Below are 26,389 nucleotides of genomic sequence, written 5' to 3' on the forward strand. Positions count from 1 at the left end.
TAATGACTTTTTTAGATTTATGCTTTTCTTGCTTTTTTGAGTACACTTTCTATGGTTACGGGTGCACCACCTTGGCGCTTGCTTTCGTCTGCGGCTTCCATAAAAGCAAAGATTTCGATGGTTTCTTCGGGAGTAACAGGCACACTTCCTGTCTCAAAATAGTTAACAATATCTTTGAGCAACGGCTCGTATCCACCATAAGGCCCTAAGACGATGTTGCCGTTTTGGGTATAAACCGTTCCGCCATAATCGTGTTTTCCAGTACGAGTGCCACGAAAAGTACCTACTCGTCCATCCGCCCAAGTACCTACTACAATATCCGTACTGTCGTTGTTGATTCTCACTACCTGCTTGCAGCCTGTACCCATGACGGTATAAAGCGTCTCTACTCCATGAATACCGTACCAAAACAAATCGGGGTGCGTTTTTTCTAAAACAGCAGGACTAAATGTATCGGCTCCTACTACGATGCTTTTATCGACTTTTTCGATTCCTTTGATATGTCGTAAAGAGGAGGCCGAGAAAACGGGTATTTTGTACTTTTTGGATGCTTCAAAAATCGCAATCGCATCCGAAAGCGAAGCGGCGATTGGTTTGTCAATAAAAAGACGTTTTTCTGACTTAAGAACCTGAATCGCTTGCTCCAAATGTAGACGACCGTCGTTGGTTTCGAGCAATACTACATCTACTTTTTTTAGTAAATCAGCAATCGAATCCACGATTTCTACATTATACTTTTTTACTTCTTCGATATAGCCCGGAATCCGTTTCGTGCTACTTTCGATGTCTTTGCTACCGTATGGATAAGCTGCTACTATTTTATAACCTCCAAAATCAGCACTCGCTTCAGGGGCGTTGAGTACTTTGGTGAAGGCCGTACTATGAGAAGTATCAAGCCCGATAATGCCCACCCGCTTGCCTTCAGCTATCGTCTGAGCAGAAGTACGAAGAGGGTCTAGCATTCCCAAAGTTAAAGTTCCTAAAGCAGCATTTTTTACAAACTTTCTACGGTTATATAGTGATTGAGCCATGATAAAATGTTGAGAGTTAAATAATAGACAATAATATATCTATATTTAGTAAGTCTTTTTGTACTATTACTACGGTAGTTTGAACAAATATTTTTTTAACTTTACAAAGATAGTTAAAATTTGTTTACATTTTTGCATAAAATTTGATTACAAAAATGAAGATTGATTCTCTTGCTAATAAAGTATATATAGAGCTTCGCAAAAAAATCCTCTCCAACCAACTCGTATCAGGCACGCGCCTAAAGGAGGATATTTGGGCCAAACGCCTAGATGTAAATCGCATGGCTGTAAGAGAGGCACTAACGCGACTTTTGGGCGAACAGCTCATTGAGACGGGCGAAAAGGGCGGGTATTTTGTAAAATCGATGAGTGCAGAAGATGTAAGGCAAATCCGCGAACTCCGCGAAATCTTAGAGTTGGGGGCTATTCGGTTGGCTATTCAGAAAATCGACGAACAAGGCATTCAGAAGCTGGAGGAAATCTGCAATGATTTTACATCAATGGTGGAGCGGGGGTATTTTGGAGGTGCTTGCGAAGCCGATGTTAAATTTCATGAAACTTTGATTGATTGTGCTCAAAATGAGAAACTAAAAGATATTTATGAAATCAGTAATATTCCCTTATTTCATCAAAAGCTAGGTAAATCGCAGACTCATATGGATGACTATGAGCTTACCGACCAAGAGCATCGACAAATCTTAAAGGCGCTCAAAGAAAAAGACATAAAGCTTGCAGAGGAGACTCTTAGCAAGCATCTCCTCCGTGGCGAAGTAGAAGCGTTGGAGCTGGATTGATACTTATTATACTTGTTTACTGTTCCTTTGATTCACCCTAGGCTGTTATCTTATTAAGGTAGCAGCCTCTTTTTTCTCTAAAAACTCCAATTATTGCTTGGCATTGTTAACTAACAGGCTGTGTGTAGTTAGTTTTCGTAAAAAAAACTTTACACAATTTTTTTTGTTTACAAAAATAAGTTTTCTTTGTAAACAAATTAACAGAATATATGCCAACAATCATGATCAAATTGTTTTATATATTTTGGTAAACTGTAAGTCTAACCAATCAACATCTCAAAAAACCTGTCTGCATAAACCCTATTTCAACGTAACGCATTCCTTAAAAACCATCTAACACATGAACAACTTTTTCCTACTCCGAAAAAAAGGAGTAAGTATGCTACTGCTTTGCCTACTTACCTCCATTGCGGTGTATGCCCAAACCCAAGTCTCTGGTCGAGTGGTGGGTTCTGACGATTCGCAGCCGATTGCGGGGGCGTCTGTACTTATCAAAGGAAATACGACAAATGGCACCATTACGGCTGCCGACGGAAGTTTCAAACTATCGGTTAGCGCTAATGCCGTCTTGGTGATTTCTTATATAGGATACCAACTACAAGAAATTCCAGTAGGTAGTCAAACCACTTTTAATATCTCCCTAACGCCCTCTTCTACAACTTTGGGGGAAGTAGTAGTGACAGGCTACTCTGCTGAAAGAAAAAAGGATATTACAGGGTCGGTATCGGTAGTAGATGTAAAAGCACTAAAGTCAATTCCGGCAGGTTCGGCAGTGCAAGCGCTTCAAGGCCAAGCAGCTGGGGTCAATGTGATTAGTTCGGGTGCCCCCGGTAGTCCAAGCAATATCTTCGTACGAGGTATTTCTTCGTTTGGAAACACGCAGCCGCTTGTACTCGTAGATGGCGTACAAGCCGAGCTCAACGACGTCAGTGCCGATGATGTAGAGTCGATTCAGGTACTTAAAGATGCGGGTGCGGCCTCTATTTATGGGGTTCGTGGTTCAAACGGGGTCATCATCGTAACCACTAAAAAAGGAAAATCAGGACAGCCTGTAATTTCGTATGATGCCTACTACGGCAATCAGCAACCTTTGCAAGGAAATGTGTTTAATTTGCTCAATTCAACGGATTTTGCTCGTTTGACCAAAATCGCTTATCCTACGACAGGCTTGTTTCAAAATGGCCTTCCTGACTTTACGTATAGAGGTCCGGGTGCAACGGGAGTGGGCAAAGCAGGAGATGCCGCCGTAGATCCTTCCAAGTACAATTTCGATGCCAACGCGCCTGGTCGCAATTACTTGATACAAGCCGTCAATAAAACAGGGACTGACTGGTTTCATGAGTTGTTTAAAAATGCGCCTATGACTAGCCACAACCTAACCGCGAGTGGTGGAACCGACAAATCTAACTATATGGTTTCGTTGGGCTATTTCAACCAACAAGGTACGATGTTGAAGAGTTATTTGGAACGTTATTCGGCTCGTATCAATACCCAATTCAAGATTAAAAACAACATCAGAGTTGGAGAAAATGTGTACATGTTTTATAAGAAAAACCCTGGTTTTGACAACCTAAGTACCGGAAATCCTATCGCTTGGACTTACCGCGCTATGCCCATCATACCCGTGTATGACATCAAAGGCAATTACGGTGGTACATTTGCTGGTCCAGAGCTAGGGAGTTCTTCCAATCCAGTGGCGGTACAAATGAATACCGTCAACAACAAAAACAATGCTTGGGATGTGGTAGGAAATGTATACGCAGAAGTAGATTTCTTAAAGCACTTTACCGCTCGCACAAGTTTTGGTGGAACTATTGATAATCAGTACGCTACCAATTTCAATTTTACCCCTTACAACAATTCCGAAGGAAATACCAACCCCAACTCCTTCTCCGAAATTGCGCTCTACAACAGCAACACTATGTGGACCAACACCCTCACTTATACCAATGCTTTTGGGAAACACAACCTAAAAGCGATTGTAGGGTCGGAGGCAATTCGCAACTACGGTCGCTATTTGATTGGGTCGGCAAGTAGATTATTTTCTACCAACTTTGATTACTTGAGCCTTTCAAATGGTACTATCAATATTACCAACTCAAGCAGCGCGTATCACAATACACTCTTCTCTATTTTTGGTCGTGCTGATTATGCTTTTGACGACAAATACCTCGTGGGTGTCACAGTTCGCCGCGACGGGTCTTCTCGTTTTGGAGCCAATCGCCGCTACGGCACTTTCCCCTCGGTATCACTAGGCTGGCGCTTGACAGGCGAAGAGTTTTTGAAAGATGTAGCGTGGCTCAACGAGCTTAAACTCAGAGGTAGCTATGGTGTATTGGGTTCTCAAAACAACGTAAGTCCTCAGAATGCTTATACGCTATTTGGTGGAACTTTTGCCAATGCCTACTATGACATCAATGGCAACAATGCCTTGGTACAAGGTTTTGCGCAAACTAGCATCGGAAACCCTAACACAGGTTGGGAAGAAAACATCGTAACCAACGTCGGGCTGGATGCGACTCTCCTAAACAATAAATTGGATGTATCGGTCGAATACTACCAAAAATCAATCAATGGGCTACTATTTACCCAACCGCTCCCTGCCACTGCAGGTGGTGCGACTGCGCCTACTGTCAATATCGGAGACATTCAAAACAAAGGGGTGGATTTGGGGCTAACGTACCGTCATGCGGTTAGTTCTGACCTTAAATTTAACATTGGTGCCAATATTACCACTTACAAAAATAAAGTAGTCAATACGCCAAGCCCTGGGTATTTTGACGGAGCTAATACCCAAAATTTAGGCAATGTAGTACGTAACCAAATCGGTCAGCCGGTGAGTTCGTTCTTTGGATATCAGGTGATTGGTTTATTTAAAAATGATGCAGAAGTAACGGCTTCTCCTACTCAAAGTGGTGCTGCGCCGGGTCGCTTCAAATATGCCGACATCAACGGTGATAACAAAATCGATGCAAGTGACCGTACTTTCTTGGGAAGTCCTAACCCTGACTTTACTTATGGACTTAACTTAGGTGCTACGTATCGTAACTTTGATTTCTCGACGATTTTGTATGGCTCACAAGGCAACGAAATCTTCAATACCGTAAAATCCTTTACGCATTTCTTCAGCACTTACGTAGGTGCCAAAAGCAATGACCTTCTCAACGCTTGGACGCCCGAAAACCCCAATAGCGATATTCCCAAAATTGAATCGACGGGGTCGTTTAGCTCATCGGGCGTTTCTAATTCATTTTACGTAGAAAACGGTTCGTTTCTGAAAATGCGCTCTTTGATGGTCGGATATACGGTTCAGCCTTCTTTCCTCAAAAAATACGGTATGAGCAAGCTGCGGGTATATGCCCAAGGGGCCAACTTATTCACAATCACTAAATACAGTGGTCTCGACCCTGAGTTGAGTGGTAATAGTTCGGCTTTTGGAATTGATTATGCTAACTACCCCAACAACCAACGGAATTTCATTCTGGGCCTCAACCTTTCTTTCTAAGTATTGAATAAATGATAAACAAGAGAAATCATCGGATAACATTCCAAACATTTTGACTCTCATGAAAAGATTTAAAACACTTTTATATGCCGCTGGATTGGGGTTGATTTTGACCACCAACTCCTGTAAGGACGATTACTTAGAAATTGGCGCACTAGGCTCCACAAGCGAAGCCACTTTGGCCAACAAAGCCGGTGTCAATGGCTTGCTTGTGGGTGCTTACTCGCTCCTCGATGGCTGGGGCGTGCCTGGTACTACCTATTATTTTGTCGGGGTAAGCAACTGGATTTTTGGGGGTGTGACGTCCGACGACGCTCATACTGGTACCCAAGCCTCTGCGCTCCCTCCTATGGAAGCCGTAGAAAGCTACAACTACGATGCTACTATGGCACCTTTCAATAACAAATGGATTGTGCTATATGCAGGGATTCAGCGTGCCAACGACGTATTGAGGGTATTGGCCAAAACCACTGACCCTTCGCTTTCGGCAGAGGAAGCCAAACAAATCAAAGCAGAAGCCACATTTTTGCGCGCTTTGTATCACCTTGAAGCCGCCAAAATGTGGGAAAATATTCCTTATCTTGACGAAAACGTGAGTTATTCTAACGGTAACTTCAACGTAAGCAATACCACTTCAGCATGGCCCAAAATCGAAGCAGATTTCAAATTTGCGGCCGATAATTTGAGCGCTACCAAAACCGACGTAGGCCGCGCCAATAGCTGGGCTGCCAAATCTTTCTTGGCGAAAACCTATATGTTTCAAGATAAATATACCGATGCTAAACCCGTGTTGGAAGATATTATCGCTAATGGGGTGACGGCTTCAGGGGCTAAATATGCTTTGGTAAACTATGCCGACAACTTCAACCCTTCTAAAAAGAATGGCCCTGAATCGGTATTTGCAGTTCAAATGTCGGTAGCGGAGTCGTTTCAAAACGGAAACTATGGCGATGCCCTCAACTTCCCAATGGGGGGGCCTGCCACTTGCTGCGGTGCTTATCAGCCTTCATTTAGTTTGGTAAATTCTTATAAAACTGACGCTACTACGGGACTTCCTTTGATTGACACTTTCAACAACTCTGATGTCAAAAACGACCAAGGTATCGAAAGTAGCACACCTTTTACCCCTTATGAGGGTACACTTGACTCGCGTTTGGACTGGACAGTAGGTCGTCGGGGTATTCCTTATTTAGACTGGGGGCTTCATCCGGGCAAAGCATGGATTCGGGTACAGGATGTGGCAGGACCTTACAGCCCTATCAAAACCATTTATTACCAAGCGGCTGCAGCTACTACTTCTTCGTCGTCGCGTTGGACTTCCAACAACTATACCATGATTCGCTTTGCTGATGTATTGCTCTGGGCCGCCGAAGTTGAAGTAGAGGTAGGAAGTCTAGCCAAAGCGCAGGAGTATGTAAACCGCGTAAGAGCACGCGCCGCCAACCCTGCGGGATGGGTCAAAAAATATGTTGACAATAGCGCTCCTTTGAAAGGTTTTACCAGCGAACCGGCCGCTAATTATAAAGTAGGTTTGTACACAACAGAGTTTACGGCCAAAGGCAAAGACTTTGCCCGTGAGGCGGTTCGTTTTGAGCGTAAAATTGAGCTAGGAATGGAAGGACACCGTTTCTTCGATCTTCGTCGTTGGGACAATGGTACAGGCTACATGGCCAATACCCTCAACGCATACGTAGCGCATGAAACATCAATTCCGGGCTATAACTTCACTTACATGAAAGGAGCTACTTTCAAAAAAGGTAAAAGTGAATTGTATCCTATTCCTCAGGCGCAGATTGATTTGAGTGTCGTAAATGGCAACTCGGTATTGAAACAAAATCCGAATTATTGATTAGCTTTAATATCCTTTCCAGGGTGCGAAGCCTTGGAAAGGATTCAATGATTTCTTTGCCTAATTTTTAGATTAAAAATGCTTTTTTACGCCTCCACTTACGCCGACCTCAACAAGGCAACCAAAGACAAGGTTGTGCTTCTTCCTCTAGGAGCTATCGAACAGCACGGGCCTCATTTGTCGGTTTCGACCGATACCGATATCGTTACGTATGTCGCTCAGCAGATAGAAAAATTATTGCCCTACTCTGTTTTACTTTGTCCTACGTTGCCTTTTGGGTCGAGCCATCATCATTTGTCTTTTGGAGGAACCATAAGCCTAGCCCCCGAACTCTACACCCAAGTCGTCATTGATCTCGTAAATTCGCTGGTAGTGAGTGGATTTCGCAAAATCTTATTGCTCAATGGACATGGCGGTAATATCTCGCCCGTCAAACAAGCTTTGGCGGTATTGAGCAAGCGTTTTGATGTATCTCATCAGCCTACCATCGCATTGGCTACTTATTGGGAAGTAGGCGGGAAAGCCTTTGCCGGTGAGGCACCCATGCAAAGCCCCGCCCTAAGTCACGCTTGTGAGTACGAAACCAGCATGATGCTCCACCTCTTTGCCGACAAAGTATGGATGGATAGAGTCGAACGTGCCCAACGCCCCGAAAGCAACGGCTATATCCCTTGGGAAGATGATGAGCCCTATCGAGGTGTTACGGTATTCAAGCAAACTGAATTTATATCGAGCAATGGCAGCAGCGGAGAGCCGCAGCTAGGCACTGCTGAAAAAGGCCAATATTTATTGGATAAAGCAATAGAAGGGCTAGTGACTTTTGTAGAGTCATTCAAAAGTTGGCCTTTGTCAGATTGCTTAGTAAATGAATGATTATGAAAGATATAACTGAAAAAATAGAAATCCATCACCCCGACAAAGCGGTCGATACAGGCGCTTATTCGGCTGGCGTACAAGTAGGCGAGTGGCTCTTTGTGAGTGGTCAAGGACCTCTAGATTTGGCTACGGGCGAGGTGATTCATGGCACGATAGAAGAAGAAACTTTACATACGCTTTCTCATATCCAGAAAATAGTAGAAGCCGCCGGAGGCAGCATCGACAACATCGTAAAATGTACGGTACATTTAGAAAACATCAACGATTTTGACCGCTATAATGTGGCTTATGCCTCTTTTTTTAAAGGCATTAAACCCGCTCGTACTACAGTACAATCCGTATTGGCGGATGGTATCAAAATAGAAATTGACGCAATCGCCATTATTCCAAAAAAATCATGACAGACAAAATACTTATTGGGACGGTAGGCTTGGGCCTGATGGGAAGTAGTATCGCTACCTGCATTTTAGCCGCAGGGCACGATGTGACATCGTTAGTCAAAGACTTATCACAAGCCAACGAAGCCAAAACTCGGATTTTGGGTTTTTTGGAACAGCTACACGAAGAAGAAATTCTGACCCAAAATCCCCAAGAAGTTTTAAAACGCCATACCATTACGGATGATGTTTCGCTGTTGAAAGGACACAAAGTAGTGATTGAGTCTATCACAGAAAATATCGAAGAAAAGAAAAATGTATATCAACGCCTCGAAACGGTACTATCTCCGACGGCGATTATTGGTAGCAATACTTCGGCCATTCCGGTTACGGTTTTGCAAAGTGGACTCCAACACCCCGAACGGGTCTTGGGCATTCACTGGGCTGAGCCTGCCCATATTACGCGATTTATGGAAGTAATTTGTGGTAAAGACTCTGATTTACTCTACGCTCATCAAATGATGGCTTTGGCCGAAAGTTGGGGAAAAGAACCTTCGTTGTTAAAAAAAGATATTCGCGGGTTTATTACCAACCGCATCATGTACGCCATGCTACGAGAAGCTTTTTATTTGGTCGAAAATGGCTATGCTACCGTGGAGGACGTGGACCGCTCTCTTCGCAACGACCTTGGCTATTGGATTACGTTTGCGGGGCCTTTTCGATTTATGGATTTGACGGGCATTCCGGCTTATCTCACCGTTATGAAAGACTTATTTCCCGAACTCAGCAATACCGCCCAAGTACCTTCTATGATGGAAGAATTGGTAGCTTCTGGTGCCAAGGGGGTAAGCAACGCCCAAGGTTTTTATCCTTATACAGCCCAAAGTGCGGAGCATTGGGAAGAGCAATTTATTGAGTTCAGCTACGACATCCGAAAATTGGCTAAAAAATATTCCTCTACTTCTTCAGAAGATAAAAATGACATTTATTAAAACCATAAAAGCGACACAAGTAGTAGTCCCTGCCAAACCTGGCAGCCTTAACTCTGAGGACGTAATTGACAAAGATGCCGCCTTTGCCCAAAAATTTTTGACTGGCGAACGATGGACTGAGTTTGCCAATCAACCTAAGTGGATTATTGAGATTAGCTTGACAAACGGTCTTACAGGTATTGGTGAAACGTATCGGAGTGCTTCCGAAGAGTTGCTTTTGGATGCGATGAAAACGTTTGTAGGGCAGGATGTTTTGAAACTAAACTGGCGTCGTTTGCCAGTCTCCGACCAACGTATTTACGAAGCTTTTGAGACGGCCGTACTGGATGTGGTGGGCAAAATACTGAACGTACCGGTCGCTCAATTGCTCGGAGGTATCTATCGCAATCGTATCGATTGCTTCGGCTGGACAGGCCGCCGTACTCCCGAAGATGCTGCCCAAAAAGCCTACGAAGCCATGCAAAAAGGACACAAGGCGTTTAAATTCAAGTGTTCGGATGAAGACCCTGTGCGACTTTGGACGGCTGAAATAAAGAAAAAATGTGGCGATGGCATCAAGATATTGCTCGACCCCAATCAGCGCTGGACCGACGTAGCTACCACGCTTCGGCTAATGGAAGGCGTCGAAACCGACATCATGCTTGGCCTTGAAGATCCTATTCTTCATGCCGATGTGGCGGGTTTTAAATACCTCCGTCAAACCTTGGGAATACCGATGTATCGGCATATATCCCTTCCTTATACCCAAGACATCCGCGATATGATTGCTTTTGTACGCGCCGATGCGGTGGATGGCTATAATTTCAATGGTTCGGCCTACAACTGCGTGCTTTTGGCAGAGATTGCTCATTTGGAAGGCAAGTCATGCTGGCGTGGCTCAGAGGTAGACTTGGGTATTTCCGAAACCATGGGGCTTCATATAGCGGCGGCTAGTGTCAACTGCACCATTCCGTCCGATATTTTCGGCGAATTGGTTCGGGAAAATGATTTGATTGTAAATCCCATTCAGTTTGAAAATGGTGCTGCCCTACTGCCTTCGGGAGCTGGGCTTGGCATCGCGCTGGACGAAGAAGCGCTTCATCATTACAAACAGCGCGAAATGAGCGTTTAACCCCCTTTTTGTTTTATGAAAAAATCTGTCATGTCTTGGATTATCTTGTTTGCTTGCAATTTTATGTGGGCATTCCACTTTACAAGCATCAAGCTTACCCAAGACCAAGTAGGCCCTTATTTCACAGTATGGGCACCCATGTTGCTAGCTACGGTATTGTTGGCTCCTTTTGTGGCGAGAGATTTCAAAAAAGGGGGTAAAAAACTCAAAGACATTCTCATTTTTGTACAGCTTGCCGCGCTAGGTGCTTTTCCCTCCCAAGTACTCATGACCTGGGGTACCCAATACTCACTGGCAAGCAATGCCGCTATCTTGGTCTTGACTTTGCCAGTTATTACGGCAGTATTTGCCTTTCTCATTCTAAAAGAAAGAATGAATACTGCGCGCTGGATAAGTTTTGGGATTGCGATTATTGGGGTAGCTCTGTGTTCGACCGACGACATTAAGCGCGTGGACTTGGGCTCTCGCTATGCGCTTGGGAATGTGCTGATTTTCTTAGCGATTTTAGGTAATGCCTATTACAATGTAGGTTGTAAACAAATCGCCGAAAAATATACCGAAATCGAAATGGTGTTTTATACCTATCTCGTGATGTGTATTCTACTTACTCCTTTGGTGCTGTATTACGAGCCTGATATGTTTGGCAAAATTCCAGAGTTTACTACCAACACTTGGATAGGAATGATTTCATTGACAGTATTCCATAACTTCTTGTCTATGGTGCTGTTTTTCAAGGCTCTAAAAAATTTGGATGCCACCCAAGTTGCCTTGTCCAATTACCTCATTACGTTTATGGGGCTGCCTATTGCCGCCTTTTGGCTAGGCGAAAAACTCAATACCCAAGCCATTGTAGGAGGTGTATTGGTACTAGTTTCGACCCTTATCCTTTCTATAGTTGATAATAGAGTACAACAAAAAAAATTGATTAATAACAATCCATAATCAGTCAAATATTATGTCAGAGCTAACCAACGAACTTTTCGGCGTTGTTCCGATTATTCCCACGCCATTTACCGAAAACGAAGAAATCGACGAAGATGCCCTTCGCAGCCTTATTGATTTCGCTATCGCAGGGGGCATCAAAGCCGTATGCTTACCCGCTTATGCCAGTGAGTTTTATAAACTTACCGACGACGAAAAACTCCAAGTGGTACGTGTAGCCGTCCAACACGCCGCTGGCCGTCTCAAAATCGTCGCTCAATCCAATCACCCTTCGCTCAAAGTAGCCATCAAACTCGCTCAAGCCAATGTAGAAGCAGGAGCAGACGTGGTTTCGTTGGCCGTACCTCGGATTTTTAGTTTACCCGAAAATTCGTTGAAACAATACCTTTCCGAATTTTTACAATCCATTCCCAACACCCCCGTTCTTATTCAAGATTTCAATCCGGGAGGTTCGTCTATTAGCGTGGAATTTATCAAAGAGCTAATGAACGAAAATCCCAATTTCAAATACCTCAAGCTAGAAGAGCCTCTTTGCGCTCCCAAGTTTGAGAGTATCATCAAAGCTACCAAAGGTCAAGTGGGACTTTTTGAAGGTTGGGGGGGGTTGTATATGCTCGAACTCATCCCGATTGGCATCCAAGGCGTGATGCCAGGACTAGCCGTGTCCGATATTTTGCAACGCGTATTTGACCTCCGTCGCAATGGAGAAGATGGTAAAGCGTTTGATTTGTTTGAAAAAGTGATGCCGCAAATTTTCTTTTCGCTCCAAAACATGGAGTTGTTTCATTATGCCGAAAAAGAATTGCTCATCGCCCGGGGTGTACTTTCCAACAGCATCGCCCGCAAGGCTGCTTACATCCCCGACCCGTCGAGCGTAAGTTATATCAAAGAGCTTAACCAACGAGTGTTGGATGTGCTCAATGACGAAACCTATGCCCTTCGCCCTTCAGCTGTAGTAGAGTTATAAATTAGGTTAGGAAGCCATAGGCAAGCCCGTACTTTGTATGGGCTACTGCCTAGGTTGTATTGATTTGCATCATTTTAATCAGATTTCATCATGAACGAATTTAGCGGACAAGTCGCCATCGTAACAGGTGCCGCTTCGGGAATTGGGCTTGCTATTGCCCATAAATTATTAGCAGAAGGGGCCAGAGTAGCCCTATTAGATTTTAACGAGAAAGGTTTAGAAGAAGAGTTTTCAAAGTACGAAGCTCAAGTATTAAGCATCGGAATCGACATTACCAACGAAGCAAAAGTACAAGAAGCCGCCGACCAAGTTGTAGCTCATTTTGGCAAAATCGATATTCTTATCAACTGCGTTGGAATCACGGGTATCACCAACCTCAAAAGCCACGAAGTAAGTACCGAAAATCTGCAAAAAGTGTTTGAAGTCAACTTTATGAGTTGTTTTTATACTTCAAAGGCCGTTATCCCGTCGATGTTGGCCCAAAAATACGGGCGGATTTTGCACATTGCTTCTATTGCAGGCAAAGAAGGCAATGCAGGTATGTTGGCTTATTCGGCTTCCAAAGCAGCGGTCATTGGCATGACCAAAGTACAAGGCAAAGAATACGCCGAGCAAGGCATTACCGTCAACGCCCTAGCTCCTGCCGTGATTCAGACACCGCTCGTAGATGCCATGCCCGAAGTCCAAGTCAAATACATGACCGACAAAATCCCCATGAAACGCTGCGGCACGCTCGAAGAAGCCGCCAATCTTGCAGCCTATATCGTCTCGGTCAAAAACAGCTTTACAACAGGCTTTACTTTCGACTTATCGGGAGGAAGAGCCACTTATTAAAAAGATGAGGTTGAAACCAAAAAACATTTTGCTGCCTGTTACTTTTTGGACAGTCTCATTGTTGAAAATCAAAGATGTATGAAATTTCTCTTCACTATTTTTAATCTTGTTTGTTGGGGACTTGTCGAGGTTTTGGCCCAAAATCACCCTGTTCTTTATCCCCAACCGACGGCTGTCAAATACAACCAAGGAGAGATTCTTCTGCAAAATATTGCTGTTTTTGTAGCTCCTTCTGCTCCCGAAGAAGTTAGTTTTGCCCTCAATGAATTGAAGCAAATTTTGCGTGAACGAAGTGGCAAACTTCCCAAAGGAGCAAGCAATGCACAAACTTCCACGCTGCAGTACCGTATCCAAACCCCCGGCGGCGCACTCCCTCAACCCAACGAAGCCACAACTCAAAGTCCCCGCGAACATTATACGTTGACTATTTCGGCCAAAGGAATTGACATCAATGCCCACACCTCTACGGGTTTGTATTATGCTGTTCAGACCTTACGTCAATTGATTAGGGGAGAAGGTAGCAAAGCTTCTTTGCCTTTTGTGGATATCAACGACCGCCCCCAAATGGCTTTTAGGGGCGTGATGATGGATTTTGCGCATGGAGGACTGCTGACGGTAGAGGAAATCAAAAAACAAATTGATTTTTTAGCCCGCTGGAAAACAAACCAATACTATTTCTACAACGAAGTAAGTATCGAACTAGAAGGATACTCTACGCTCAACTATCGGGCAAGCTATACCCAAGCGCAAGTGAAGAGTATCATCGAATACGCCCAACAACGCCACATGGATGTGATTCCATTTGTCAATTTTTATGGGCATTTGCATGAATTGATTCGCAATGAAAAGTACGCTTCTTTGGCGATTGGAAAATATGGTCACGAATTAGACCCTCGTAATGCGGGCGTAAAAACACTCCTCCAAAATTGGATAAAACAATACACTGCATTATTTAGAAGCCCTTTTATTCACGTAGGTTTTGACGAAACATGGGAGACCAAACGCCTCAATAGCACTGGCGAAATGTCGCTCAACCCAGAGGCTTTGTACATCCAGCAACTCACGTTTGTAAGCAATGAACTCAAACAGTATGGCAAAACCTTACTTGCTTGGACAGATATGAGTTCTTTTTATCCAGAAATCATCAAGAAATTCCCCGCCGATGTGATTCCGGTTATCTGGCAATATTCGCCCGATTCGGCGGCTACGTATCATTATCTTGACCCTGTTTTAAAAGAAAAACGACCCTTTTTTATTCAGCCGGCGGTTTCGGGTTGGGGGCATATTTATCCCGAATCTGATTATACTTACGACAACATCGCCCTGTGTCTGCGCGCAGGTCTTCGTCACCAAACTCTCGGCTTTATCACTTCTGTCTGGACCGATTCGGTAGAGCCTTTTGTGCGTTCGTCTTGGATGTTTATGGCCTATGGATGTATCGCTGCTTGGCAGGGGCAAGTGCCTGACAAAAAGACCTTTGCCCAGCATTACAGTAATATTATGTATCCTCGCATGGGGTCAGAGATGGGTCAAGCTTTTGAAAACCTAGCCATTGCGGGCGATTATTTGGGAAAATGTCTAGGAAAAAACACCCAAAGTATGCCACGAGGTACTTTGGTAGAAGCTTGGTCAAATCCTTTTGCTAGTTATTATTTGGCCAATACCGAAGCCCACATGGCCGATTTTCGGGAAGTACGCAAATACAGCGAAGAAGCACAGGCTCAGTTGATTGCGGCTCTTCCCAAAGCCACTCGTGCCGATAGTGCTTTTATCCACTCGCTATGGGTTTCGGCACGCCTTATCAATTATACAGCTACGCGCTTTATGTGGGCCAAAACCATCGTTGACCGGTGGGATTATGCTATGGTAACCAAGAAAAAAGAAGATTATGTAATTTATGATTTGACCTATCCTTGTCATAGTTTACTAGTAGATGCGATGGACGAGACAGGCGAACTGAAACGTGTGTACGAAGAAGCATGGCTGTCGGAATGTATGCCGTATCGGCTAAATGGTATTTTGAGTAGATTTGATGTCGAATATAGTTTGTGGCGAAAATTACATCTCAAAGTAGTAGATTTTCAGATTCAGCGTGATAAACAAGCTCCCGTCAAATCTTTTGTTGAATTGTTCAAACCTGATTTTTGAAATTGAAAAATGACACAATATCCCATAGAGGCTGTATATCGGTAGGGAATTAACAACATATCCAATGAACACCAATGCCCCGTAGGGGCTATATATTGGTAGGAAATTAATAGCATACCCAATGAACCTCAATGCTCCCTAGGAGCTATATATCGGTAACCTCAAATGACACGCAAAATTGACGTCAATGCCCCGTAGGGACTATATATTGGTAACCTCAAATGACATACAAAATCGACCTCAATGCCCCATAGGGGCTATATATCCGGCAAACCCAAACACATGAAAACCATAGAATTTATAAATCCTATCGAAGGCGATATGCTCCATGCCCGCGACGGTATTGTGGTAAATGGAAGCCTACAAACCATCGTCAAAATCAAAGCGCCGCTACAGCATCTGCTCACCATCAACGGCGTAGAAGCCCAAGAGCGTGAAGGGGTTTTTGAAGCAACGATTACTCTTAGCGACTACCAAAATACCATAGAAGTCAAAAATATGACTACGGGCGACAATGCCCAAATTACCGTTTTTTGGTTGCCGCGTTTTGCTGGCAACTACCGACTTTCGATTGACGACAACATTTGGTTTTTGCGCGATATTCATCAAAATGAAGACAAGTACGCGTCTATTTTTGACAATCCCTACTTAGGGTTTCTCAAACAAGTACATGATACTTATGGGACCAAGATTCATTTCAATTTGTTTTACGAAACCGACGGTTTTAATCTTTCTCAATTGACTGATAAGTACAAATCCGAATGGACAGCTAACGCCGATTGGATTCGATTGAGTTTTCATGCACTGGGCGAATTTCCAGATATGCCCTACCGCAATGCAGGCTATCAAAAAGTAGCCCAAGATTGTGAATTAGTCAAAAACGAAATCCGACGCTTTGCCGGAGAAGCCGTCATGGGGCCTGTCACTACGATACATTGGGGTGAGGCAAACGTAGAAGGGTCGCGGGCTTTGCGCGATGCTGGTTATGTGGGTCAATTAGGCTACTTCAATGTCGACGACGACCTACCAGCGGTATCTTATTATCTGACTGTAGAGCAGCGCCGCCGTCTCAAAAAGCGTTTTGTATGGCACGATACCGCCGAAAACATCACGTTTATCAGAAGCAGTATTGTAGTGGATAAAAAAGAGCTAGACGAGATTGTTCCTTACCTCAATCATTACGAACAACTACCTTCGGGACAGCCTCCGTATGTGGATTTCTTGGTACATGAGCAATATTTCTATCCTTTTTATGAAGCCTATCAGCCCGATTTTCGTGAGCGGATTGTGGCGTGTGTCAAATGGGCCACTGACAAAGGATATACCCCCGCTTTTTTGGGAGATTGTATTCTGTAGGCAAAAAGAAAAACGACTATTTCTAAACACTCAAATTAGCCCCTTACAGAGTTAAAAACTTTGTAAGGGGTATCTAAAAACATGGAAAACAACCGTAGAAACTTCTTAAAAGCCGCAAGCGCTACAGGGTTGGGGCTGATGGCAGCCAATCCATTTTCTGCCTATGCCCACACCCCCGACGAATGGACCCAAGTCCACGAACAAGCCACTCGTACCCGTGTTCAAAAATTCAATATGAGTGGTTACGCAGCTCCTAAATTAGAGACGGTACGAGTGGGTTTTATTGGAATTGGTAATCGAGGAATGGGTGCTGTGGAGCGCATGAACAAAATTGAAGGTGTGGAGATAAAGGCACTCTGTGATTTAAGAGCCGAAAGGGTTGATAAAGCCAAAAAACTAGTCGAAGCCTCGGGACATCGCCCTGATACTTACGTAGGTACCCCCGAAATCTGGAAAAAACTCGCCGAACGTACCGATTTAGACCTTATTTATATCCTTACTCCTTGGGCTTTTCATACCCCAATGGCCGTATTTTCGATGGAACACGGCAAACACGTCTGCGTAGAAGTACCTGCCGCTAAAACCATAGAAGAGGCTTGGAAACTCGTAGAAACTTCAGAACGCACCAAAAAACACTGTATGATGGTCGAAAACTGTTGTTATGATTTTTCGGAGCTCCTTACCCTAAATCTCGCCCGCAATGGCTTTTTTGGGGAGATTGTGCACGGGGAAGCTGCCTATATCCACAATTTACAAGACTATGTATTTTCCAAAAATCATTTCTATCAACTTTGGGAGCTTCATGAAATGTATCAGCGCAAAGGCAACCTTTATCCCACACATGGTTTAGGGCCTATTTGTCAGGTAATGAATATCAACAGAGGCGACAAAATGGAATACCTGACTTCTATGTCGAGCAACGATTTTGTGCTAGGAAATTTGGCTAAAGAATTGGCGGCTAAAGATGATTTTTATAAACCTTATGTAGGAAAATCTTTCAATGGAAACATGAGTACGACCACCATCAAAACCAATAAAGGCCGTACTATCATGGTCCAATATGACGTATCTTCTCCTCGTCCTTACTCTCGGATTCAGCTTGTAAGTGGAACCAAGGCCGTGGGGCTCAAATATCCAGAACCTGCACGTTATTCTACGGGGCATGAATGGATGAGTGCGGAAGAATACAAGGCGTTGGAACAAAAGTACCTTCCGCCGATTGTGAAAAAAATGGGTGAAGTTGCCAAGAATGTAGGCGGACACGGAGGGATGGATTTCTTGATGGATTGGCGTACGGTCGATTGCTTACGCAATGGCCTTCCGCTCGACCAAGATGTGTATGATGCTGCCCTTTGGAGTTGTATTGCGCCTCTCAGTGGCTGGTCGGTTGCAAATCGTTCCAATTCCATTGACGTTCCAGATTTTACGGGTGGGTCTTGGAAAAACAATGCTCCCGTTGATATTTCAATGACCAAAGGCGGCACCACCAAAGCCAAAGTATAATCTCCGCTCAGCTCGTTTTGGAGACTAATTAGGTATTTTTGAAAAAGCGTTATATTTTTGAAGAAATAACGCTTTTTCAAAACATGTTATCTACATCTACCCGCCTTTTTACTTTTCTTATATTTTCTTTAAGCCTCTGCGTCACCGTATTTGCCCAAGTGCCTGATTCTTCTTTACGCAGACGCACTTTTCTTTTGGGCGAAGTTTCGGTGATTGGTCGCCGTGCTTCAGATACGCTTTTAGTGGCATCTTCTGCCCAAATGGAGGCTTTCAATCGCTTAGATGTAGGAAGAGCTTTGGCGCTTTTGCCAGGTGTCAATTTATCCAATGTAGGTGCTCGTAATGAGTCTATGGTGTATATAAGAGGTTTTGATTTGCGACAGGTTCCCGTATTTGTAGATGGTATTCCGGTATACGTACCCTATGATGGCTACGTAGATTTGGCAAGATTTACAACTTTTGATTTGGCCGAAATCAACATATCCAAAGGGTTTACTTCTGTTACTTATGGCCCCAATACCATGGGAGGTGCTATCAATTTAGTGTCGCGCCGTCCCCAAAAATCTTTAGAATTTGACGGAAAAGTAGGGGTGTTTAGCGGCAATGGCCGACGACTCAATCTCAATCTCGGTTCTAAATTGGGGCGTTTTTATATTCAAGGCTCCGCTTCTCAACTCAAACAAGATACCTACCCTCTTTCTGCCGATTTTGTGGCTAAAGCTCAAGAAGACGGCGGCGACCGCCAAAATGCTTTTCGGGATGATATTAAATATAGTGTGAAAGTAGGCTTTACTCCCAATGCCACTGATGAATATGCCCTCAGCTATATCAATCAACAAGGTACCAAAGGCACACCTCCCTATGTAGGAGATGATACCCGCCAAAATCCTCGTTTTTGGCAATGGCCTTATTGGGACAAAGAAAGTTGGTATTTTATCTCCAAAACTCGTATTACAGCCAAAAGCTATTTGAAAGCAAGGGTATATTATGACCGCTTCAAAAATCTCCTCAGTGCTTTTGACGACAATACTTACACCAAACAAACCCGTGGCTCTTCTTTCAATAGTTATTATAATGATGATACCAAAGGAGCTTCTCTTGAATTGGGTATTCAAGAATGGAACAAGCATACCCTCAAAGCCTCGGTGCATTATAAACACGACCATCATCGTGAAAACAACCTAGGCGAACCCGTACGGAATTTTATTGACCAAACTTACTCCATCGGTATCGAAGATGTAATCCGCCTTGGCAATAGCTTTACGCTCGTGCCGGGTTTGAGCTTTAATTCCCGACAAAGTGACAAAGCCGAAAATTATGCCTCTTCTACCAAAACGATTACCCTTTTTCCGAAAAACAATAGTCAGGCGTTCAATGCCCAAGCAGGGCTTTTTTATAGCCCCAATGCGGCTCGTCAATTAAGTTTTACGGTAGCGCGCCAAACCCGCTTTGCTACTATCAAAGACCGATATTCGTATCGAATGGGAGCAGCGATTCCTAATCCTGACTTGAAAGCCGAAGGAGCGTTGCACTTTGATGCAGGTTACAATGAGCAATTTGCCTCTTTTCTAAAACTTCAAGCCAATGTGTTTTACAGCCGCATTTCGGATGCCATTCAACAAGTCCACAATGTACAGCCTAATATTTACCAATTTCAGAACACAGGAAAAGCGGAATTTTATGGCACTGAAATCAGTCTAAATGCTTCTGCACACAATTGGCTGCAAGGCGGAATACAATACTCATATATCAGCCGCAAAAACCTCAGTAATCCTGATTTAAAATTCATCGATGTTCCCCCTCACAAACTTCTCATTTTTGCCCAAGCTCATTTGCTCAAAAGGATTTCGTGGCTTGCAAGTGTAGAATACAATGCCAAACGTTTCAGCACAAGCTATGGTACCGAAGCCGCTTCTTTTGTGGTAGCCAATACCAAATTGTCGGCAAAAGTGTGGCGTTTTATTCAGCTAGAAGGAGGAGTCAACAATATTTTTGATCGCAATTATGCCTTAGCAGAAGGCTTCCCAGAAGCGGGGCGAAATTATTTTATCAACCTAGTTTTCAATAATTTATAATCACAATGAAAATCTTAAGATTAATACATACTTGTTTTTTTATAGGCTGTGTTTTGGTGGGAAACTTCTCGGTAGTTGCCCAAACGCTTTCTATCACTGGCGAAGTAAAAACCCCGCTCACTTTGTCAATCAATGATCTGAAAGCAATGCCGCAAACTCAGGTAAAGGCCAAAGACCGTGATGGAAAAGAGCATGAGTACGGTGGCGTACGTTTAGTAGATTTGTTTCAAAAAGCAGGCGTGACACTTGGTGGTGAACTGCGTGGAGAAAACCTCACTAAGTATGTCATCGCAAGGGCTGCCGACGGCTATGAAGTTTTATTTTCTTTAGCAGAAATTGATGAAGAATTTAGCGGACGCACCATCTTACTAGCTCATACGGTAGATGGGCAAGCTTTGCCTCAAGGAATAGGCCCTTTTCGCCTTGTCGTTCCTGATGAAAGAAGACCCGCGCGGTGGATTCGTGAAATCAAAACCATTGAAATACGATTTGCCAAATGAAAATTTTAAGGGTTATCGTGAGTTTATTAGTGTTTTTAGGGGGATTGGCGGCTCTCAAGGCACCTCATGTTGCCCATTTGCGCCCTTATTCGTTGGTATATCCTTCTTCTTTTGGAAGTCGATTTACGATTCCTGAAAACAACCCTCTTACCGAAGAAGGAGTAGCATTGGGCAGAATGCTTTTTTATGAACCCTTGCTTTCCAAAACCAATACGGTTTCGTGTAGTAGCTGTCATCAGCAATCGCTTGCCTTTTCTGACAATCGTCGCCTGAGCATTGGTGTATCGGGCAAGCCTACTCGTCGCAATTCAATGTCGTTGGCTAATTTATTGTGGGTTAAAAACTTATTTTGGGATGGACGTGTCAGCGGGCTAGAAGCACAGGCGGCATTTCCACTTACCCATCCCCACGAAATGGGGCAAAGCCTTGAGATTTCGGCCAAAAAACTCTCAAAGACGCGGCTTTATCCTCCCCTATTCAAGGAGGTATTTGGAGGGGCGACGATTACGGGCGATCAAATCACCCAAGCATTGTCTCAATTTGAGCGCACACTCATCTCCGCCAATTCGCCTTATGACCGCTACTTGGAGGGCAAGTATCAACTCTCGGCTACCGAAAAGCGAGGCTTAGAGCTATTTATGCGTGGCCCCGCGCCTGAGCGTGGCGTAAGAGGAGCCAATTGTGCTCATTGCCACGGTGGTGTAAAGCTTTTTCAGGAAGTATTTCATAACAACGGCTTAGATAGTATTGCCGTACAAGACAAAGGGCGGCAAGAAATCACTGGAGAGGCATCAGACAATGGCCGTTTTAGAGTACCCACTTTAAGAAATATCGCCTTGACTGCACCTTACATGCACGACGGGCGTTTTGCCACCTTAGAAGAAGTGCTCGACCATTACAATGAAAGAATGTTTCACCCTTCCAACCTCAGCCACGAACTGCGCACGGCTACCAACGTAGAAGGCGGAAAAACGTTGGGGCTTACTTCGGCCGAAAAAAAGGACATCATTGCTTTTCTTCATTTATTGACGGATTCTACCTTCATTACCAATCCTGCTTTTGCCAATCCACACCCCAAAAACAAGCCCATTAGGTAGAATATCCGTTATTTTGTTTGCACTATATTCATAATTGGTATAAATTGTGAATCAGAATATGATTTTTTATTAAACACTAATAAACAAATGGCAAATCCAACCTTATCCGAAAAATCTTTCATCAAAGCAGCACAAGAAGGCGTCGGTCAGAGTGCTATGACAGTCCAAGGTACTGTCAATAAAATCATCATTATGGGTGCGCTTGTTATCGCATCAGCGGCGGCTAGCTGGTTTTTGCTTGTGGCCAATCCCGGGCTTATCATGCCTTTGGCAATTGGAGGCTCTATTGCAGGCCTTGTAGTGGCTTTGATTCTTGCATTCAAGCAACACCTTGCGCCTACTTTGGCACCTCTATATGCCGTAGTAGAAGGTGTTTTTGTGGGTGCGATTACTTTGGTATTTGAGCGTATGTATCCTGGCATTGGGATGTCGGCGGCATTGCTTACGTTTGCGATTTTGGCCGGAATGGTAGGTTTATACAAAGCAGGAGTCATTCGGGCTACTCCTACATTCAAAAGAGTCATTTTTGCGGCTACTGCGGGCGTGGCTATTTTTTATTTGGTGGCTATGGTACTTCGCATGTTTAGTATCGATGTACCCCTTATCTACGATTCAGGCTGGTTTGGCATTGGCTTTTCCTTGTTTGTGGTAGGTTTGGCTGCCTTCAACTTGGTGATTGATTTAGATACTATCGAACAAGGAGCCGCTTACGGTGCTCCCAAATACATGGAGTGGTATTGCGCCTTCGGTATGATTGTCACGATTGTTTGGCTATATGTAGAAGTGCTCCGTCTATTGGCCAAGCTTTCAAGCCGCGATTAAGCGATTTTATTTTTTACTCAAAGAGGCTGCTCTAATAAATTTAGGGCAGCCTCTTTTTTATGTGTTTTAAGGTGGTGGAAATATAAAAATAATTATATTTTTTAAAATAAAACAAAGTTGACTATTATATTTTGCAATATTTTATTCCATAAGTTTAAAAAATTCATAGATACTGTGGAGGAAAATTATAATTTCTCCAATAATTATTTTTAAATATTAAATTTTTGTAAAATTTAATTTGGATATGATATTTAATAAATCTAAAATTGCAGCGTCTGTTACCAAGCAATAACTCTTCTCCGTTCTTTTAAAATCAGGTTTTTGAATTCGAAATGGCCGCAAACTATTAAGATTCCAAGACGCTTTCTTACCAAAGAAATGCGTCTACAAAATTGGAAAAGTACAATTTTTATCCGATAACTTAATACTTACAATGCCCATGAGAAATTTTTTTACAAAAACCTGCTTTTTGGTCTTCACGCTTTTATGCTTTCATAGCTATGCACAAGACCGAACATTGAAAGGACGGGTGCTCTCCAAAGACGGCACAAGCCTCCCCGGTGCCAGCATTATAGTCAAAGGCTCTGACCGAGGTACAAGTGCCAACGCTACGGGAGAGTTTACACTCGCAGCCCCTGCCAATGCCACTCTTGTAGTCTCATTTATTGGTTATAAACCCCTAGAAATTGCAGTTGGCAATCAAACCTCCTTTGATATTTCGTTGGAAGAAGACGCTTCTATTCTTAATGAAGTAGTAGTGACCGCTCTCGGGATTGCCCGCGAGAAGAAAGCCTTGGGTTATTCTGTACAAGAAGTAAGCGGTAAGCAAATGACCCAAGCCCGCACCACCAACTTCGTCAATGCCTTATCAGGAAAAGTAGCAGGGGTACAAGTCACTGGTACCAATGGCGCTCCTGGGGCTTCGTCGCGTATACTAATTCGCGGAGCTAGCTCTATCGGTAGCAACAATCAGCCTTTGTTTGTGGTTGATGGTGTACCTATCGACAACGGTAACTATGGCTCAGGAACGGGCGTAGATTATGGTAACGGCGCCGCTTCTATCAACCCCGATGATATTGAAAATGTGAGTGTTTTGAAAGGACCAAGTGCCGCCGCTCTTTACGGTTCAAGAGGTGCCAATGGTGTGATTCTTATCACTACTAAAAGTGGAAAAGGTTCTAAAGGAATCGGCGTTTCGTTTAACTCAAATACCGCCTTTGATACTCCATTTCGCCTACCCGAATGGCAAGATGGCTATGGTCAGGGCAACAAAGGCCGTTTTTCGTTTGTGGATGGAACTGGTAAAGGTGTAAACGACGGGGTGGATGAAAGCTGGGGACCTAAAATGGACGGGCAGCTTATCCCGCAGTTTGATTCGCCTATCGCCGCAGATGGAACACGCACTCCTACGCCTTTTATCCCTCATCCTGATAACGTGTCCAATTTCTTTGAAACAGGAAAGACCTATACCAACAACATCGCTATCACGGGAGCCAATGAAAAAGGCGATTTTCGTCTTTCTTACACCGATTTGAATCAATCAGGCATTCTTCCTAACACTGACTACAAAAGACGTACTTTGTCGTTGAATGCGGGTTGGAACGTTACCAAAAAATTGAGCATCAGAGCTACTGGAAACTACGTAGTAGATGGTAGCGACAACCGTACCAACTGGGGACTTTACTTTATCTGGTTTGGTCGCCAAGTAGATATGGAAAAGTTGAAAGACTATCAAGCTCCGGGTAGTATTTATCAATACAACTGGAACTACAACTACTGGACCAATCCCTACTATGTGCTTAATTTGAGTACTAAATTTAATCAACGTGATAGGGTGTATGGCAATGTAGCTGCTACTTACAAATTTACAGATTGGCTTACGCTTACAGCACGTACCGGAACGGATGTGTATATTGACCGACGCAAAACCAAAAACGCTGCTCGTATCGACAACTTAAACGGTGCTAAACAATACGATAGCTACAACGAAGAGCAAATCTTTATCAGGGAATCTAATTCCGATTTCTTGTTGACTGCCACGCACAAATTTGGGGAGTTTGACTTAGCCGCCAACCTTGGAGCCAACCACCGTAGCAATTATTACCAACGCAACTACATGGGCGCTACCGAATTGGCGATTCCTCGCGTGTGGAATTTAGGTAACTCACGTCAAGCCAAAGTAGCTGAAAACTCTTTTACCGAAAAAGTAGTCAATAGTGTTTATGCCGCCGCTAATATTGGTTTTAGAAATTATTTATTTTTGGATTTGACCGCTCGCAACGACTGGTCGAGTGCCCTTCCATCTGACAACCGCTCTTATTTCTATCCTTCAGCCGCTTTGAGTGCCGTATTGACCGATATGCTCGGCATCAACTCACCCGTCTTGTCGTTTGCCAAAGTGAGAGCGGGTATTGCGCGTGTCGGAAACGATACGGATGCCTATCGCTTAATTCAAGCTTACAAATACGAGAACCCTTGGGGTAGCACGCCGTCGTTGTCTGAAAACAACGCCATGCTCAATGCCAACCTTAAGCCTGAGCTTACTAATTCATACGAGATTGGGGCAGAAGTAAAACTTTGGCGTAATCGCGTCGGATTGGATGTGACTTATTACAACAAACAATCTTTTAACCAGATTTTGGATGTTAATATTTCTCAATCTACTGGTTTTACATCTAAACTTCTTAACGCTGGTAAGCTTGAGAATAAAGGGGTTGAAATTCAATTAAGTGCAACGCCTGTCATCGCTGGACCTTTCCAATGGGATGTGTCTGTCAACTGGGCTCGCAATCAAAACAAAGTAATCGAACTAGCCGAAGGTCTTACCACTTATACTTTGGGTACAGTACGCGGTATGGCGATTGAGGCGCGTGTAGGTCAACCTTACGGAAACTTCTTCGGGCAAGGATTTGCACGTGACCCTAATGGCAATATCATCTATGACAAAAGCGGCTATCCTACTCTTAATCCTACCCGTCGTATCTTAGGCAATTTTACCCCCAAATGGATAGGTGGTCTTCAGAATACTTTTACGTATAAGAAATTGTCTTTGAGTACCTTGATTGATATGAAAAAAGGTGGAGATATTTTCTCTCAAAGTGTAAACATCGGTCGCTACACGGGAGTATTGAAAGAGACGCTCATGGGTAGAGAAGAAGGTATCGTAGGAGAAGGTGTAGTAAACACTGGTACCGCTACTGAGCCTGTGTATGTGCCTAATACTACACGCATTACGTCAGAAGAATGGCATCACAAATACTATGCCCTTACCAACAACGAAATGACGATTTTTGATGGTAGTTTCGTCAAACTTAGAGAAGTAAAACTCACTTATATGATTAGTGGTCAGGTATTTAGAAAATTGCCTTTCCGCGATATAGCTATCTCGGTGGTTGGTCGCAACTTACTATTGTTGCACAGCAATGTTCCACACATCGACCCCGAAACGAGCTATTATAACGATGGCAACCTACAAGGTATCGAAAATGGTCAAATCCCTACTACTCGTACCATGGGCTTTAATATTAGTTTTAATTTGTAAACAACCCTTGGCTACCACAAAATAGATAGCCAAAGTATTTACCTTAAAACAACATCTCAAAATTTTTGA

Annotated in this window: 19 protein-coding genes; 18 read left to right on the forward strand and 1 reads right to left on the reverse strand. The window is 43.7% G+C overall.

The genetic code is table 11. The features are described 5' to 3' along the window. Positions 1–17: 17 nt before the first annotated feature. A complete protein-coding gene (locus G563_RS0105210; RefSeq protein WP_028664376.1) occupies positions 18–1,031 on the reverse strand; it encodes a Gfo/Idh/MocA family protein in 1,014 nt (337 codons plus the stop codon). Between the two features lie 155 nt (positions 1,032–1,186). Here G563_RS0105210 and G563_RS0105215 point away from each other — a divergent pair, with 155 nt between their 5' ends. The 18 genes from G563_RS0105215 (at position 1,187) to G563_RS0105300 (ending at position 26,320) form a co-directional block, all read left to right on the forward strand. Beyond that, complete coding sequence (locus tag G563_RS0105215) at positions 1,187–1,825, forward strand: GntR family transcriptional regulator (protein ID WP_028664377.1); 639 nt, start codon at positions 1,187–1,189, stop codon at positions 1,823–1,825. 340 nt (positions 1,826–2,165) lie between these two features. Beyond that, on the forward strand, positions 2,166–5,330 hold the full coding sequence (locus G563_RS0105220) for a SusC/RagA family TonB-linked outer membrane protein (RefSeq protein WP_028664378.1): 3,165 nt from the start codon (positions 2,166–2,168) through the stop codon (positions 5,328–5,330). Between the two features lie 61 nt (positions 5,331–5,391). Next, complete coding sequence (locus tag G563_RS0105225) at positions 5,392–7,179, forward strand: RagB/SusD family nutrient uptake outer membrane protein (protein WP_028664379.1); 1,788 nt, start codon at positions 5,392–5,394, stop codon at positions 7,177–7,179. 78 nt (positions 7,180–7,257) lie between these two features. Continuing rightward, complete coding sequence (locus G563_RS0105230; RefSeq protein ID WP_028664380.1) at positions 7,258–8,052, forward strand: creatininase family protein; 795 nt, start codon at positions 7,258–7,260, stop codon at positions 8,050–8,052. A 2-nt stretch (positions 8,053–8,054) separates the two neighbouring features. Next, a complete protein-coding gene (locus G563_RS0105235) occupies positions 8,055–8,456 on the forward strand; it encodes a RidA family protein (protein ID WP_028664381.1) in 402 nt (133 codons plus the stop codon). Next, the gene (locus tag G563_RS0105240; RefSeq protein WP_028664382.1) at positions 8,453–9,424 is read left to right on the forward strand and encodes a 3-hydroxyacyl-CoA dehydrogenase family protein; all 972 of its coding nucleotides are present in this window, start codon (positions 8,453–8,455) and stop codon (positions 9,422–9,424) included. Before G563_RS0105235 ends, G563_RS0105240 begins: the two co-directional genes overlap by 4 nt. Next, the gene (locus G563_RS0105245) at positions 9,411–10,535 is read left to right on the forward strand and encodes a mandelate racemase/muconate lactonizing enzyme family protein (protein WP_028664383.1); all 1,125 of its coding nucleotides are present in this window, start codon (positions 9,411–9,413) and stop codon (positions 10,533–10,535) included. The genes G563_RS0105240 and G563_RS0105245 overlap by 14 nt, the downstream gene beginning before the upstream one ends. Positions 10,536–10,550: 15 nt before the next feature. Beyond that, a complete protein-coding gene (locus G563_RS0105250; RefSeq protein WP_028664384.1) occupies positions 10,551–11,477 on the forward strand; it encodes a DMT family transporter in 927 nt (308 codons plus the stop codon). A gap of 13 nt (positions 11,478–11,490) precedes the next feature. Further along, a complete protein-coding gene (locus G563_RS0105255; RefSeq protein ID WP_028664385.1) occupies positions 11,491–12,444 on the forward strand; it encodes a dihydrodipicolinate synthase family protein in 954 nt (317 codons plus the stop codon). A 90-nt stretch (positions 12,445–12,534) separates the two neighbouring features. Further along, positions 12,535–13,278: an SDR family NAD(P)-dependent oxidoreductase gene (locus G563_RS0105260; protein WP_028664386.1), complete on the forward strand. Its 744-nt coding sequence runs from the start codon at positions 12,535–12,537 to the stop codon at positions 13,276–13,278. Between the two features lie 78 nt (positions 13,279–13,356). Next, positions 13,357–15,426, forward strand: coding sequence for a glycoside hydrolase family 20 zincin-like fold domain-containing protein (locus G563_RS0105265; protein ID WP_051210774.1), 2,070 nt, complete (start codon positions 13,357–13,359; stop codon positions 15,424–15,426). 282 nt (positions 15,427–15,708) lie between these two features. Beyond that, on the forward strand, positions 15,709–16,782 hold the full coding sequence (locus G563_RS0105270) for a hypothetical protein (RefSeq protein WP_037325967.1): 1,074 nt from the start codon (positions 15,709–15,711) through the stop codon (positions 16,780–16,782). A gap of 81 nt (positions 16,783–16,863) precedes the next feature. Then, positions 16,864–18,285 carry a Gfo/Idh/MocA family oxidoreductase gene (locus G563_RS0105275; protein ID WP_028664389.1) on the forward strand — a complete coding sequence of 474 codons (1,422 nt, stop codon included), beginning with the start codon at positions 16,864–16,866 and terminating at the stop codon, positions 18,283–18,285. Between the two features lie 83 nt (positions 18,286–18,368). Continuing rightward, the gene (locus G563_RS0105280) at positions 18,369–20,360 is read left to right on the forward strand and encodes a TonB-dependent receptor plug domain-containing protein (protein WP_037325969.1); all 1,992 of its coding nucleotides are present in this window, start codon (positions 18,369–18,371) and stop codon (positions 20,358–20,360) included. 5 nt (positions 20,361–20,365) lie between these two features. Beyond that, positions 20,366–20,860, forward strand: coding sequence for a molybdopterin-dependent oxidoreductase (locus G563_RS0105285; protein WP_028664391.1), 495 nt, complete (start codon positions 20,366–20,368; stop codon positions 20,858–20,860). Continuing rightward, entirely contained in the window at positions 20,857–21,957 is a 1,101-nt protein-coding gene (locus G563_RS0105290; RefSeq protein ID WP_028664392.1) for a cytochrome-c peroxidase, read from the forward strand. Before G563_RS0105285 ends, G563_RS0105290 begins: the two co-directional genes overlap by 4 nt. An 87-nt stretch (positions 21,958–22,044) precedes the next feature. Next, positions 22,045–22,779, forward strand: coding sequence for a Bax inhibitor-1/YccA family protein (locus tag G563_RS0105295; protein WP_028664393.1), 735 nt, complete (start codon positions 22,045–22,047; stop codon positions 22,777–22,779). Between the two features lie 439 nt (positions 22,780–23,218). Further along, positions 23,219–26,320 (forward strand): SusC/RagA family TonB-linked outer membrane protein, encoded by a 3,102-nt coding sequence (locus G563_RS0105300; RefSeq protein WP_028664394.1) that lies wholly within the window; start codon positions 23,219–23,221, stop codon positions 26,318–26,320. The last annotated feature ends 69 nt before the right edge of the window (positions 26,321–26,389 follow it).

Source organism: Runella zeae DSM 19591 (genome assembly GCF_000423565.1).
GTDB classification, from domain to species: domain Bacteria; phylum Bacteroidota; class Bacteroidia; order Cytophagales; family Spirosomataceae; genus Runella; species Runella zeae.